The sequence below is a fragment of the Roseibium sp. R5 genome (assembly GCF_055755305.1).
Genome location: NZ_CM146910.1, coordinates 3,111,514 through 3,123,337, shown reverse-complemented (window position 1 = coordinate 3,123,337; position 11,824 = coordinate 3,111,514). Strand labels below are relative to the sequence as shown.

General features: G+C 56.8%; 19 protein-coding genes. All 19 read right to left on the bottom strand.

Annotated elements, in window-relative coordinates; translation table 11 throughout:
- Positions 1-80: 80 nt before the first annotated feature.
- Positions 81-2,261 (bottom strand): methyl-accepting chemotaxis protein, encoded by a 2,181-nt coding sequence (locus AC0J4F_RS14665; protein WP_473023841.1) that lies wholly within the window; start codon positions 2,259-2,261, stop codon positions 81-83.
- 168 nt (positions 2,262-2,429) lie between these two features.
- A complete protein-coding gene (rplQ, locus tag AC0J4F_RS14660; RefSeq protein ID WP_133946870.1) occupies positions 2,430-2,855 on the bottom strand; it encodes a 50S ribosomal protein L17 in 426 nt (141 codons plus the stop codon).
- A gap of 82 nt (positions 2,856-2,937) precedes the next feature.
- Entirely contained in the window at positions 2,938-3,960 is a 1,023-nt protein-coding gene (locus AC0J4F_RS14655; protein ID WP_008190287.1) for a DNA-directed RNA polymerase subunit alpha, read from the bottom strand.
- A 92-nt stretch (positions 3,961-4,052) separates the two neighbouring features.
- The gene (gene rpsK / locus AC0J4F_RS14650) at positions 4,053-4,442 is read right to left on the bottom strand and encodes a 30S ribosomal protein S11 (RefSeq protein WP_006936427.1); all 390 of its coding nucleotides are present in this window, start codon (positions 4,440-4,442) and stop codon (positions 4,053-4,055) included.
- A gap of 70 nt (positions 4,443-4,512) precedes the next feature.
- Positions 4,513-4,881 carry a 30S ribosomal protein S13 gene (gene rpsM / locus AC0J4F_RS14645; RefSeq protein ID WP_133946869.1) on the bottom strand — a complete coding sequence of 123 codons (369 nt, stop codon included), beginning with the start codon at positions 4,879-4,881 and terminating at the stop codon, positions 4,513-4,515.
- A gap of 180 nt (positions 4,882-5,061) precedes the next feature.
- Positions 5,062-5,658 carry an adenylate kinase gene (locus AC0J4F_RS14640; protein WP_473023840.1) on the bottom strand — a complete coding sequence of 199 codons (597 nt, stop codon included), beginning with the start codon at positions 5,656-5,658 and terminating at the stop codon, positions 5,062-5,064.
- A complete protein-coding gene (gene secY / locus AC0J4F_RS14635) occupies positions 5,655-6,986 on the bottom strand; it encodes a preprotein translocase subunit SecY (RefSeq protein ID WP_008193531.1) in 1,332 nt (443 codons plus the stop codon). Before secY ends, AC0J4F_RS14640 begins: the two co-directional genes overlap by 4 nt.
- Positions 6,987-7,035: 49 nt before the next feature.
- The gene (gene rplO, locus AC0J4F_RS14630) at positions 7,036-7,503 is read right to left on the bottom strand and encodes a 50S ribosomal protein L15 (protein ID WP_008192103.1); all 468 of its coding nucleotides are present in this window, start codon (positions 7,501-7,503) and stop codon (positions 7,036-7,038) included.
- Positions 7,504-7,525: 22 nt separating this feature from the next.
- Positions 7,526-7,720, bottom strand: a complete 195-nt coding sequence (gene rpmD / locus AC0J4F_RS14625) for a 50S ribosomal protein L30 (RefSeq protein WP_133946866.1) — start codon at positions 7,718-7,720, stop codon at positions 7,526-7,528.
- Between the two features lie 41 nt (positions 7,721-7,761).
- Positions 7,762-8,328 carry a 30S ribosomal protein S5 gene (gene rpsE / locus AC0J4F_RS14620; RefSeq protein ID WP_008195825.1) on the bottom strand — a complete coding sequence of 189 codons (567 nt, stop codon included), beginning with the start codon at positions 8,326-8,328 and terminating at the stop codon, positions 7,762-7,764.
- A 41-nt stretch (positions 8,329-8,369) separates the two neighbouring features.
- A complete protein-coding gene (rplR, locus tag AC0J4F_RS14615) occupies positions 8,370-8,732 on the bottom strand; it encodes a 50S ribosomal protein L18 (RefSeq protein WP_133946865.1) in 363 nt (120 codons plus the stop codon).
- Positions 8,733-8,744: 12 nt separating this feature from the next.
- Positions 8,745-9,278: a 50S ribosomal protein L6 gene (rplF, locus tag AC0J4F_RS14610; protein ID WP_055671481.1), complete on the bottom strand. Its 534-nt coding sequence runs from the start codon at positions 9,276-9,278 to the stop codon at positions 8,745-8,747.
- 41 nt (positions 9,279-9,319) lie between these two features.
- Positions 9,320-9,718 (bottom strand): 30S ribosomal protein S8, encoded by a 399-nt coding sequence (gene rpsH, locus AC0J4F_RS14605; RefSeq protein WP_133946864.1) that lies wholly within the window; start codon positions 9,716-9,718, stop codon positions 9,320-9,322.
- Between the two features lie 12 nt (positions 9,719-9,730).
- Positions 9,731-10,036, bottom strand: coding sequence for a 30S ribosomal protein S14 (rpsN, locus tag AC0J4F_RS14600; RefSeq protein ID WP_008189926.1), 306 nt, complete (start codon positions 10,034-10,036; stop codon positions 9,731-9,733).
- Between the two features lie 21 nt (positions 10,037-10,057).
- Complete coding sequence (rplE, locus tag AC0J4F_RS14595; protein WP_133946863.1) at positions 10,058-10,615, bottom strand: 50S ribosomal protein L5; 558 nt, start codon at positions 10,613-10,615, stop codon at positions 10,058-10,060.
- Positions 10,608-10,925 carry a 50S ribosomal protein L24 gene (gene rplX / locus AC0J4F_RS14590; protein WP_473023839.1) on the bottom strand — a complete coding sequence of 106 codons (318 nt, stop codon included), beginning with the start codon at positions 10,923-10,925 and terminating at the stop codon, positions 10,608-10,610. The genes rplE and rplX overlap by 8 nt, the downstream gene beginning before the upstream one ends.
- Positions 10,925-11,293: a 50S ribosomal protein L14 gene (rplN, locus tag AC0J4F_RS14585; RefSeq protein WP_008191626.1), complete on the bottom strand. Its 369-nt coding sequence runs from the start codon at positions 11,291-11,293 to the stop codon at positions 10,925-10,927. Before rplN ends, rplX begins: the two co-directional genes overlap by 1 nt.
- Before the next feature lie 70 nt (positions 11,294-11,363).
- On the bottom strand, positions 11,364-11,597 hold the full coding sequence (rpsQ, locus tag AC0J4F_RS14580) for a 30S ribosomal protein S17 (RefSeq protein ID WP_008195414.1): 234 nt from the start codon (positions 11,595-11,597) through the stop codon (positions 11,364-11,366).
- Positions 11,598-11,609: 12 nt separating this feature from the next.
- Positions 11,610-11,810, bottom strand: a complete 201-nt coding sequence (gene rpmC / locus AC0J4F_RS14575; RefSeq protein WP_133946861.1) for a 50S ribosomal protein L29 — start codon at positions 11,808-11,810, stop codon at positions 11,610-11,612.
- Positions 11,811-11,824 lie beyond the last annotated feature (14 nt).

Below are 11,824 nucleotides of genomic sequence, written 5' to 3'. Positions count from 1 at the left end.
TAGGGAAAAATGGAGGCAAATACAAAAAGAAAAGCCGCGGACCCTGCCCGCGGCTTTTCAACTTGTCATGAGTTCTGAGATCAGGCGGAGCGCACTTGATGCAGGAACTTGCGCACTTCTTCATCGAGATGCTCGGCCTGGCTGGCCATGGCAACAGCTTCTTCGGAGAAGGATGTTGCCGCGCCGTTGGTCTGTTCGGACAGGGACGACACGTTCTGGACATCCTGAGAAACCTGAGATGTGCCGCCGGCAGCACGCTGGGTGTTTTCGGCAATGCCTTGGGTCGCGTAGCTCTGCTCGGTGACAGCTGCAGCAACTTCGCTGACGGATTGCGTGATTTCATCGATGGTCTTCTGGATGTCACCGATCGCACCGACCGCGTCATCCGTCGCACCGCGGATCGCATCAATCTGCTGCTGGATCTCGCCGGTTGCCTTACCGGTTTGAGCTGCAAGGTCCTTTACCTCGGAAGCAACAACCGCAAAGCCCTTACCGGCTTCCCCTGCCCGCGCCGCTTCGATCGTGGCGTTGAGGGCAAGAAGGTTGGTCTGGTCTGCAATGTCGCTGATGAGCGTGACAACTTCACCGATCCGGTTGGCCGCTTCTGCGAGCGACTTCACGGTGTGGTTGGTTGTCTGTGCCCGGCGGGTCGCATCTGCTGCAACGCTGGAAGACCGCTCGATCAGGGTCGAGATTTCCTGAATGGAGCTGGACAGCTGATCGGACGCTGCTGCAATGGATTCCACTTCAGACAGGGTCTCTTTCGACATCTCGGCTGCTTTGGACGACGTCTCGCCAGCGCTTTCTGTCATTTGGCGCATGTTGTTGGCAGATTCGCGCAAGGACGCTGCGGACTGGGCCACCTTGTCGACCACCGTACCGACGGTCGATTCAAAGTCGCCAGCAAGGCTTGCCAGCATTTCCTGCCGTTGCGCGGCCTGACGTTCTGCTGTTTCGGCCTGGTCTGCAGCGCGCTGCTCGTTTTCTTCGGCTGCATTCTGACGGATCTGAAGAACCGCCCGGCCGATATCGCCGATCTCGTCCTTGCGGCGAGCCGCAGTGATTTCAGCGTTGAGATCACCTTCCGCGATTGCATTCAGCGCGCCGACCAGTGTCGTCAGCGGCTTGGTGATGTTGCGGGAGAAGAAGATCGCAACAACAGCTGCAATGGCGATTGCGATCAACGACCAGGTGACCATGGAGTTCCGCATGGCTGTGACGCTGGCAAAGGTCTCTTCAACGGTCTTTTCAGCAACAACCGCCCACTGGCGTCCCTGGAAGGTCAAAGGCTTTGCGACCATCAAACGATCAACACCATCGGGTCCGGCTTCGATACCGGCTTTTTCAACACCGTTGAGCGCAGACGCAACAACATCCCCGCTGTTCATCTCATTGAGAGCTGTCGCACTATCTGAAAGTGGCTTGTTGGAAAGTGTGTAGCCTTCGGCGTTGACGACAAAAGCTTGGCCCGTCATGCCGAGATCGGCGCGTGAGGAAACCACGTTATCGAGCACCCCGGCATCGATCCGGATGGCAACCACGCCACCGAAGGAGATATCGCCGAAGGTATTTACGAAGACCGGAGCCGCCACAAACATGGACGCGGAGTTGCCACCCGGCGCGTAGACTTCGAAGTTGCTGACCGCGACCTGGCCAGCTTCAACTTCCTTGGCCATTTCGAAAGCGGTTTGCAGACCTGTGTTGCCGCCACCGACTTCAGTCACCGGAAAAAGAAACTCATCGCCCTTGGCAACCGAATACATGACCAAGCCGTTCGGATCCATGAGGTAGACGTCGCCATAACCACCCTTTTTCCAGATAGAGGCGAAGGAGCCGTGAATTTCGGAGTGGCGCCAGGAGTACATGGACTTGTGGTCATCGCCCATCTTTTGAGCACGCTCATCAGCGGTGGCACCCGCCTTGTAGTAGTCGAAGATTTCCTGGCGCTGCTTCTCCAGGTTCATGGTGGCGTTGGTCATGTTGACCAAGGCTTCCCCGATACCGGCACCCGTCGCCACATTGACAATTTCATTCTCGATGGAAGCAAGACGCGCTTCCAGCAATGCCGACTTGGCATTGACGACCATACCGAGTTCGCCTTCTGCGGCTTCGCGCAGACCGTCTCGTGCATTGAAGAAACCGATCACGCCGACTGCGGTACATGCACCGATCGTCAGGAAAACCATGAGCGCCGGTATCAAAAATGACAAACGAATAGACGGCCAATTGCTGGCCTTGGATGAGGAAGCTGAGTGGGTCAAAGTAATTCTCCTGGTCCCCCCGCGAGACATATTGGAAAAACTACCGAACGACCGTTAAAGTATTGATAATTCGCGAGTTACAATTCCGCTCGCGACCTTCATTAAGCCCTCTGAAACAAAAAAGGCAGACCCGAAGGCCTGCCTTTTTCTGAACGTTGTACGCTCGACTTACGCTGCGTTTTCAGCCGCTTCTTCAGCTTCAACACGTGCCCGGTCGTCCGCGCCGCGTGCTTCCGGATCCCGGTCGACCAGCTCGATGACAGCCATCGGAGCGTTGTCGCCATAGCGGAAACCAGCTTTCAGAACGCGAGAGTAACCGCCTTCGCGGTCCTTGTAGCGATCACCAAGCGTGTCAAACAGCTTCTTGACCATGGCAACGTCGCGAATCTGCGAGATTGCCTGGCGGCGTGCGTGAAGATCACCGCGCTTGCCCAAAGTGATGAGCTTGTCGATGATCGGCTTCATTTCTTTAGCCTTCGGCAGGGTCGTGACGATCTGTTCGTGCTTGATCAGCGACGCTGCCATGTTTGCGAACATAGCCTTGCGGTGGCTAGCGGTCCGGTTGAGCTTGCGGCCGGATTTACCGTGGCGCATGGCCCTCTCCTTTGTCTTTCAGGCAGTCCGCTCTTTGTGTGTTGAGCGCTTGCCCGGTTGCTCCGTTAGGACGCGTACGCCCTTAATACTGATGATCTTCGTAGCGCTTGGCGAGATCGTCGATGTTTTCAGGCGGCCAGTTGGCCACTTCCATGCCAAGATGGAGACCCATCTGGGCGAGAACTTCCTTGATCTCGTTGAGCGACTTGCGGCCGAAATTCGGGGTCCGCAGCATTTCCGCTTCGGTCTTTTGAATGAGATCGCCAATATACACGATATTGTCGTTCTTCAGACAGTTTGCAGACCGGACAGACAATTCCAGCTCGTCGACTTTCTTCAAAAGCGCCGGGTTGAAAGCCAGTTCCGGGACAGTGTCCTCGGCGACTTCGCGCTGCGGCTCTTCGAAATTGACGAAGATGGAAAGCTGATCCTGCAGAATGCGTGCGGCAAATGCCACGGCATCATCCGGCTTGACGGAACCGTCGGTTTCAACAGTCAGGGTCAGCTTGTCATAGTCAAGAACCTGGCCCTCACGGGTGTTTTCCACCTTGTAAGAAACCTTCTTGACCGGAGAGTAGAGGCTGTCGACAGGGATCAGGCCAATCGGTGCGTCTTCCGGACGGTTCCGGTCTGACGAATGATAGCCCTTGCCTGTGTTGACAGTGAACTCCATGCGGATTTCAGCGCCTTCATCCAGGGTGCAAAGCACCAGATCCGGATTGAGAACTTCCACATCGCCGACGGTCTGAATGTCGCCTGCGGTCACAACACCAGGTCCCTGCTTGCGCACAACCATGCGCTTGGGGCCTTCACCTTCCATACGGATGGCGATTTCCTTGATGTTGAGAACGATGTCGGTGACATCTTCACGAACGCCGGGGATCGAGGAGAACTCATGAAGAACGCCGTCAATCTGTACCGCGGTCACAGCAGCACCCTGCAGAGAAGACAGCAGAATGCGGCGCAGTGCGTTGCCCAAGGTCAGGCCATAGCCACGCTCGAGCGGCTCGGCAACAACGGTTGCCAAGAAGCGCGGGTCATCACCCGGCTTGATCTCGAGTTTGGTCGGCTTGATAAGTTCTTGCCAGTTTTTTTGAATGGTCACGTTTTCGTCCCTTCGGCTATCCCGCCCGGGTCAATTCAATGCCGGGCTATTCTTTGCCATTTGGAGAAACAAGTACCTAAAGCTGGAAAGCCTTAGACGCGGCGGCGCTTGCGCGGACGGCAGCCATTGTGCGGAATCGGCGTCACGTCACGGATGGACGTGATGAGGAAACCGGCAGCCTGCAGAGCACGCAGAGCAGATTCACGACCAGAACCAGGACCACGGACTTCTACTTCAAGGGTACGCATGCCGTGTTCAGCTGCTTTCTTAGCAGCATCTTCAGCAGCAACCTGAGCGGCATACGGCGTGGACTTACGGGAGCCCTTGAAGCCGAGTGCACCAGCGGAAGACCAGGAAATCGCGTTGCCTTGAGCATCCGTGATCGTGATCATCGTGTTGTTGAATGTGGAATTCACATGCGCAACGCCAGAAGAGATGTTCTTGCGCTCGCGGCGACGCACGCGCGTCGTGTCTTTAGCCATTCTGTTGTCCTTGTATTGATCTCGTCACTGCCGTAATCCCGGCAGCTCCACCACCAATCGCAAAGCGATCTTATTTCTTCTTACCTGCGATCGGTTTCGCCGGACCCTTACGGGTACGTGCGTTCGTGTGCGTCCGCTGACCACGAACCGGGAGGCCGCGGCGGTGACGCAGGCCGCGGTAGCAGCCAAGGTCCATCAGACGCTTGATGTTCATAGCAGTCTCACGGCGAAGATCACCTTCCACGAGGTAATCGCGGTCGATGGTTTCACGGATCTGCAGAACTTCTGCGTCGGAAAGCTCGTTTACACGGCGGGCCGCATCGATGTTGTTCTTTTCGATGATTTCCTGGGCGAATTTCGCACCAATGCCGTGAATGTACTGAAGCGCGATAACCACGCGCTTATTCGTCGGGATGTTAACGCCAGCAATACGTGCCACGTTCGTCTCCATGTTTTGCGGGCAAAGCTTACGCCTGACCGCGTTTCAAAAAGCCCCGCGTCCGGTGGAGTCCGGCCCTTGCAGGGTACGAAAATGCCGGGGCAGCCCCGGCACAGAGAATGCCGGTCCCATGGGCATGGAACCGGCTTAACTGTAAGATGAGCGCGTCGTGTAACCGCTCTATACCTTCTCGTCAAGTCCTTGAAGCACGGATTCGATAGAAGCCGTTACGTCATCGATTGCCTGCATGCCATCAATGACGGACAGGAGATCTGTTTTCTCATAGTAGGGAACAACAACCGCTGTATCCCGGTTGTAAGCTTCGAGCCGATCCTTGAAGACCTCAGGGTCGTCATCCTTGCGAACCGGCTGGCCTGCAGCCTTGGCTTCTTCCGCCCGGTTGATAATCCGGTCGACCAGTTTGGTCTGATCAACGCGAAGCTCAATCACGGCGTTCAGCTTCAGGCTGTTTTCACTCAGCATGTCGTCGAGTGCTTCTGCTTGGGCCAATGTGCGTGGGAAGCCATCCAGGATAAATCCCTTCTTGGCGTCGTCCTCAGCAATCCGGTCCCGAATGATGCCGACAACGATTTCGTCTGACACAAGACCACCGGCGTCCATGACAGCCTTGGCCTGAAGTCCGACCGGGGTCTCCGCGGCGACAGCTGCACGCAGCATGTCTCCAGTGGAAAGTTGAGGAATACCATATTTCTCAACCAGCCTTGCGGCCTGTGTCCCCTTCCCCGCTCCTGGCGGTCCAACCAGAATGAGCCTCATCGACGTTTCCCCCTAAGTTTCGATTTCTTTACCAGCCCCTCATATTGATGCGCCAGCAAATGACCCTGGATCTGCGATACGGTATCCATTGTCACGCTCACGACAATCAACAAGGATGTTCCACCGAAATAGAACGGAACGCCAGTCGCCGAAATGAGGAATTCGGGTAATAGACAAACGATGGTGATGTAAATCGCACCAACGACCGTAATCCGGGTCAACACGAAGTCGATGTATTGGGCAGTGCGCTCACCTGGACGGATGCCTGGAATGAAGCCACCGTGTTTCTTCAGGTTGTCAGCGGTGTCGCTCGGATTGAAGACAATCGCTGTGTAGAAGAAACAGAAGAAAATGATCATGGCTGCGTAGAAGACCATGAACAATGGCTGTCCATGTCCGAGCAAAGCCGTGATCGTTGTCAGCCATTCATTGCCGCCACCTGCATTGAAGCCGGAAATCGTTGCCGGAACCAAAAGCAGCGAAGATGCAAAGATCGGCGGGATAACACCAGCTGTGTTCAGCTTGAGCGGCAGGAACGAGGTGTTGCCCTCGAACATGCGGTTGCCCATCTGGCGCTTCGGATACTGGATCAGAAGACGGCGCTGTGCGCGCTCCATGAACACGATGAACGCGATCACGACGATGGCCAGGAGGATGACTGCCAGGATGATGCCGGTTGCCAGCGACCCCTGACGGCCCAGCTCGAGCGTCTGCACGATCGCGGACGGCAGTCCTGCGACAATGCCAGCAAAGATGATCAGCGAAATACCGTTACCAATGCCGCGCGAGGTGATCTGTTCACCCAGCCACATCAGGAACATGGTGCCGCCAACAAGCGTGATCACGGTCGATGCACGGAAGAACCAGCCCGGATCGGTCACAACATTGGTGGCGCCCTCAAGACCAACGGCGATGCCGTAGGCCTGGAATGCAGCCAATACAACGGTTCCGTAACGGGTGTACTGGTTGATAACCTTGCGGCCCTGCTCGCCTTCCTTCTTCAGCTGCTCAAGAGACGGCACGACCGTCGTCATGAGCTGCATGATAATGGAAGCGGAGATGTACGGCATGATGCCGAGGGCGAAGATCGCCATGCGCTCGACGGCACCGCCGGCGAACATGTTGAACATGCCAATGATACCGGACTGAGCCTGGTTAAAGGCCTGCGCGAAGGCTTCCGGGTTGATGCCGGGCATCGGAATGTAAGTGCCCAGTCGATAAACCAAAAGCGCCCCCAGCGTGAACCAGATGCGCTTTTTGAGTTCTTCAGCCTTGGCGAAAGCTGAGAAATTTAGATTTGACGCCAGTTGCTCGGCGGCCGATGCCATGCCCTACTCCGGTCAGATGCTTGCTGACAAATGGGAAAAGCCCAGGCTGTTAAGCCTGAGCTCCCAGAACGGCGACCTTGCCGCCCGCTTTTTCGATCGCTGCAACAGCGCCCTTGGAGGCACCGGCAACTTCAAAGGTCACTGCCGCGGTGAGTTCACCGGAAGCAACGAGGCGCACGCCATCGCGGACCCGCTTGACAACACCAGCTGCCTTGAGCGCTTCGACGGTAACCGCCTCAGACGCGTTCAGCTTGCCGGCATCAATCGCTTGTTGAACACGGCCAATGGACACTGTGTTGAAGTCCTTGGCAAAGATGTTCGTGAAGCCGCGCTTCGGCAGGCGGCGGTGAAGCGGCATCTGACCGCCTTCAAAACCCTTGATCGCCACGCCAGAACGGGACTTCTGACCTTTTACACCACGGCCACCGGTCTTGCCCTTGCCAGACCCGATACCGCGGCCAACGCGTGTGCGCTCGGAAGAGGCACCATCGTTGTCACGAAGTTCGTTGAGCTTCATGTCTTTTCTCCTCACCCCGTCCTTACGCGTCTTCGACGACGCGAACGAGATGCTGGACCTTATTGATCATGCCGCGCACTTCAGGTGTGTCCTTCAGTGTGGAACGGCGGTGCATCTTGTTCAGGCCAAGACCGACGAGCGTCGCGCGCTGGTCCTTCGGACGGCGCAGCGGGCTGCCAATCTGTTCGACCGTAACAGTCTTTTCGGTGTTCGCCATGGAACTAACCCTCATTCAGCTGGTGGCTGGCGCCGCTAAGGTCAAGCCTCAGCGGCAGCCGGAGCCGCCTCATCGTTGTTGTCACGGCGCCGGGACTGCAACACAGAGACCTTGAGGCCACGGCGGGCAGCGACGGAGCGCGGGCTGTCTTCTTTGGTCAGCGCGTTAAAGGTCGCACGAACCATGTTGTAAGGGTTGGATGTCCCCAAAGACTTTGCCACAACGTCCTGAACGCCAAGCGTTTCAAAGACCGCACGCATCGGACCACCTGCGATGATACCGGTACCGGCCGGTGCTGCGCGCAGCAGAACCTTACCAGCGCCGTGACGGCCCTCAACATCGTGGTGGAGAGTCCGGCCTTCACGCAGCGGCACACGGATCATCGTGCGCTTTGCAGCTTCAGTTGCTTTCCGGATGGCTTCCGGCACTTCGCGTGCCTTACCATGACCGAAGCCGACACGGCCCTTTTGATCACCAACCACGACGAGGGCTGCGAAACCGAAACGGCGGCCACCCTTGACCACTTTGGCAACGCGGTTGATGTGTACGAGCTTGTCGACGAATTCGCTGTCGCGCTCTTCGCGCTCGCGATTTTCTTGTCTCGCCATATTATACGTCTTCCGTACTTAGGAGCGCCAACGGGCGCTGGTCAGAATTCAAGTCCACCTTCGCGGGCAGCATCGGCGAGCGCTTTCACACGCCCATGATACTGGTAACCGCCCCGGTCGAACACGACCTGCTTGACACCTGCGGCAGCTGCACGCTCGGCGACAAGCTTGCCAACGGCTGCGGCTGCAGACACGTCGGCGCCCGTTTTCAGGCCGCCCTTCAGATCTTTTTCGATCGTAGAAGCGGAGACAATTGTATGTCCCTGCGCATCGTCGATGATCTGGGCATAGATCTGCTTCGACGAGCGGAAGATAGAAAGGCGCGGACGACCGTTCGCGGCTTTCTTGACTGAACGGCGCACGCGATCGCGGCGGCGTTCGAAAGCTTGTTTGCTGTTCGCCATGATCTCGGTCCGTTACTTCTTCTTGCCTTCTTTGCGGACGATGAACTCGTCTGCATAACGAACGCCTTTGCCTTTGTACGGCTCCGGCGGGCGGAATTCGCGGATTTCAGCTGCGACCTGGCCGACACGTTGTTTGTCGGTGCCAGAAACGCTGATTTCCGTCGGTTTCGCACATTTGATCTCGATGCCTTCCGGGATCGCATAGATCACATCATGTGAGAAGCCGAGTGCCAGCTGAAGGTTTTGACCCTGGACCTGTGCACGGTAACCAACACCAGTGATCGCGAGGTCTTTCTTGAAGCCATCGGTCACGCCGGTGATCAGGTTCTGAACCATGGTGCGGCTCATACCCCACATGGAGCGAGCCGGCTTGGAGTCGTTACGCGGATCGATTTTGATCCCGTCATCAGTCATTTCGGCCAGAACGAGCTCATTGAGCATGAAAGACTTTTCGCCTTTCGGGCCCTTGATCGTAACTGTCTGACCGTCGATCGATGCCGTTACCCCGCTTGGCACGGGGACTGGCTTTTTGCCAATACGAGACATTTGACCAACCTTGTCGTTGTTTTAACAGCGAGAATGCCGCGTCAGAAGACGCGACACAGAACCTCGCCACCTACATTTTCGTCCCGCGCCTGATGGTCGCTCATGACGCCGCGCGGAGTCGAAATGATCGACACGCCCAGGCCATTAGAGACATGCGGGATGTTTTTCACCGACGAGTAAACGCGGCGGCCCGGCTTGGATACGCGCTCAATAGTGCGGATCACCGGCTCACCGTCGAAATACTTCAGTTCGATTTCCAACTCGGACTTACCGCCCTCGTATTCAACCGTGGTGTAGCCACGGATGTACCCTTCTTTTGCAAGCACATCAAGTACGTGTGCGCGCAATTTAGAATTTGGTGAGCTGACCTTGTTTTTGCGACGCAGCTGCGCGTTGCGAATCCGGGTCAGCATATCCCCCAACGGATCAGAAATTGCCATCGGAGTTTCTCCTTACCAGCTCGACTTGACCAGGCCCGGGATCTTACCCAGGGAGCCCAGTTCACGAAGCGCGATACGCGACATCTTCAGCTTGCGGTAATAACCGCGCGGACGGCCGGACACTTCGCAACGGTTGCGAACGCGGTTCGGCGCGGAGTTCCGCGGCAGTTTGGCCAGCTTCAGGCGGGCATTGAACTGCTCTTCAGGGCTCAAGGTATCGTCCTTGGCCATAGCTTTCAGAGCAGCACGCTTCTCGGCATACTTTTTGACAAGCTTCTCGCGACGCTTGTTCTTCTCGACTGCGCTTTTCTTCGCCATCGTGTTTCCCTTCCTTGCCCGTTACTTCGTGAACGGGAAGTTGAAAGCACGCAGAAGCTCGCGCGCCTCGTCATCGTTTGGCGCCGTGGTACAGACGATCACGTCCATGCCCCAGATCTGGTCGACTTTGTCGTACTCGATTTCCGGGAACACGATGTGTTCTTTGATGCCCATAGCGTAGTTGCCGCGACCGTCGAAGCTCTTCGGGTTCAGACCGCGGAAGTCACGAACGCGCGGCAGCGCGATTGTGATCATGCGATCCAGGAACTCGAACATCTGCTGGCGGCGCAGGGTCACCTTGACACCAAGCGGCATGCCTTCACGAACCTTAAAGGTTGCGATGGACTTCTTCGCTTTGGTGATGACCGGCTTCTGACCGGCAATCGCTGCCAGATCTTCAGCTGCTGTACGCGCCTTTTTGGAGTCGCCTACGGCTTCGCCAACGCCTATGTTCAGGACAATCTTTTCCAGCTGCGGAACTTGCATAACGTTCTTGTACTGGAATTTTTCCTGAAGCTGCTTCCGCACGACTTCGTCATAATGCGTCTTGAGACGCGGTACGTTAGTGGTCTCAGCCATCGATCAGGTCTCCCGAACGCTTGGCCACACGAACCTTGGCACCATCGTCCTGCACCTTGAAGCCGACGCGGGTCGCCTTGCCGTCTTTCGGATCGGCCAGAGCGAGGTTCGACAGGTGGATCGGTGCCTCTTTGGACACGATGCCAGCTTCCTGCGATTGGGTCTGCTTCTGGTGACGGCGGACCATGTTGATGCCGCGTACCAGCGCCTTGTTGTCGGCCGGCAGCATCTGGATAACTTCACCAGATTTGCCCTTGTCACGGCCGGTCAGTACGACCACCGTGTCGCCTTTTTTAATTTTCGCAGCCATCAGAGCACCTCCGGCGCGAGCGAAATGATTTTCATATGGTTCTTGGCGCGGAGTTCACGCGGCACCGGACCAAAGATACGGGTGCCGACTGGCTCCTTGTTGTTATTCACCAGCACGGCCGCATTGCGGTCGAACCGGATCACGCTGCCATCGGGACGGCGGATATCCTTAGCCGTGCGCACGACGACAGCCTTCATCACGTCGCCCTTTTTAACGCGGCCCCGCGGAATAGCCTCTTTGACGGAGACGACGATGATGTCGCCTACCTGGGCATATTTGCGCTTGGAGCCGCCGAGCACTTTGATGCACATGACACGACGGGCGCCGGAATTGTCGGCGACGTCGAGGTTTGTTTGCATCTGAATCATGACTGGCTGCCTTGTTCTTCTATCGGCGCACCGTTACGCGGGCGCCTGATGCTCACCTGACGGAGCGTGATCACTGAGTAGTGACCACAGTCCAACGTTTGTTTTTCGAGATCGGCGCACACTCTTCAATCTGAACTGTGTCGCCAACCTTGTATTGGTTGCTTTCATCATGTGCGCGGTACTTCTTAGTCCGGCGCACAGTCTTTTTCAGCAGCGGGTGTGTGAAGCGGCGCTCCACATTTACCGTCACCGTCTTGTCATTGGCGTCGCTGACAACGGTGCCCTGCAGGATACGCTTTGGCATTGATCCGTCTCCTTATGCGGTCGCCGACACGCGCTTTTCGCGCATGATGGTCTGGATACGCGCGATATCACGGCGGATTTGCCGGACACGTGCAGTGTTTTCAAGCTGACCCGTAGCCTTCTGGAAGCGCAGGTTGAACTGCTCTTTCTTCAGGCCCTCAAGCTCTGTGCGGAGCTCGTCGAGGGTCTTAGCCCGTACATCGGTCGCCTTCATGGCTGTCTCTCCTG

Excerpts from the sequence above, each read along its gene's own strand:
- rplQ (WP_133946870.1), bottom strand. The coding sequence starts at position 2,855 with ATGCGCCACGGTAAATCCGGCCGCAAGCTCAACCGGACCGCTAGCCAC.
- rpsK (WP_006936427.1), bottom strand. The coding sequence starts at position 4,442 with ATGGCTAAAGACACGACGCGCGTGCGTCGCCGCGAGCGCAAGAACATC.
- AC0J4F_RS14640 (WP_473023840.1), bottom strand. The coding sequence starts at position 5,658 with ATGAGGCTCATTCTGGTTGGACCGCCAGGAGCGGGGAAGGGGACACAG.
- secY (WP_008193531.1), bottom strand. The coding sequence starts at position 6,986 with ATGGCATCGGCCGCCGAGCAACTGGCGTCAAATCTAAATTTCTCAGCT.
- rplO (WP_008192103.1), bottom strand. The coding sequence starts at position 7,503 with ATGAAGCTCAACGAACTTCGTGACAACGATGGTGCCTCTTCCGAGCGC.
- rpmD (WP_133946866.1), bottom strand. The coding sequence starts at position 7,720 with ATGGCGAACACCGAAAAGACTGTTACGGTCGAACAGATTGGCAGCCCG.
- rpsE (WP_008195825.1), bottom strand. The coding sequence starts at position 8,328 with ATGGCGAGACAAGAAAATCGCGAGCGCGAAGAGCGCGACAGCGAATTC.
- rplR (WP_133946865.1), bottom strand. The coding sequence starts at position 8,732 with ATGGCGAACAGCAAACAAGCTTTCGAACGCCGCCGCGATCGCGTGCGC.
- rplF (WP_055671481.1), bottom strand. The coding sequence starts at position 9,278 with ATGTCTCGTATTGGCAAAAAGCCAGTCCCCGTGCCAAGCGGGGTAACG.
- rpsH (WP_133946864.1), bottom strand. The coding sequence starts at position 9,718 with ATGGCAATTTCTGATCCGTTGGGGGATATGCTGACCCGGATTCGCAAC.
- rpsN (WP_008189926.1), bottom strand. The coding sequence starts at position 10,036 with ATGGCGAAGAAAAGCGCAGTCGAGAAGAACAAGCGTCGCGAGAAGCTT.
- rplE (WP_133946863.1), bottom strand. The coding sequence starts at position 10,615 with ATGGCTGAGACCACTAACGTACCGCGTCTCAAGACGCATTATGACGAA.
- rplX (WP_473023839.1), bottom strand. The coding sequence starts at position 10,925 with ATGGCTGCGAAAATTAAAAAAGGCGACACGGTGGTCGTACTGACCGGC.
- rplN (WP_008191626.1), bottom strand. The coding sequence starts at position 11,293 with ATGATTCAGATGCAAACAAACCTCGACGTCGCCGACAATTCCGGCGCC.
- rpsQ (WP_008195414.1), bottom strand. The coding sequence starts at position 11,597 with ATGCCAAAGCGTATCCTGCAGGGCACCGTTGTCAGCGACGCCAATGAC.
- rpmC (WP_133946861.1), bottom strand. The coding sequence starts at position 11,810 with ATGAAGGCGACCGATGTACGGGCTAAGACCCTCGACGAGCTCCGCACA.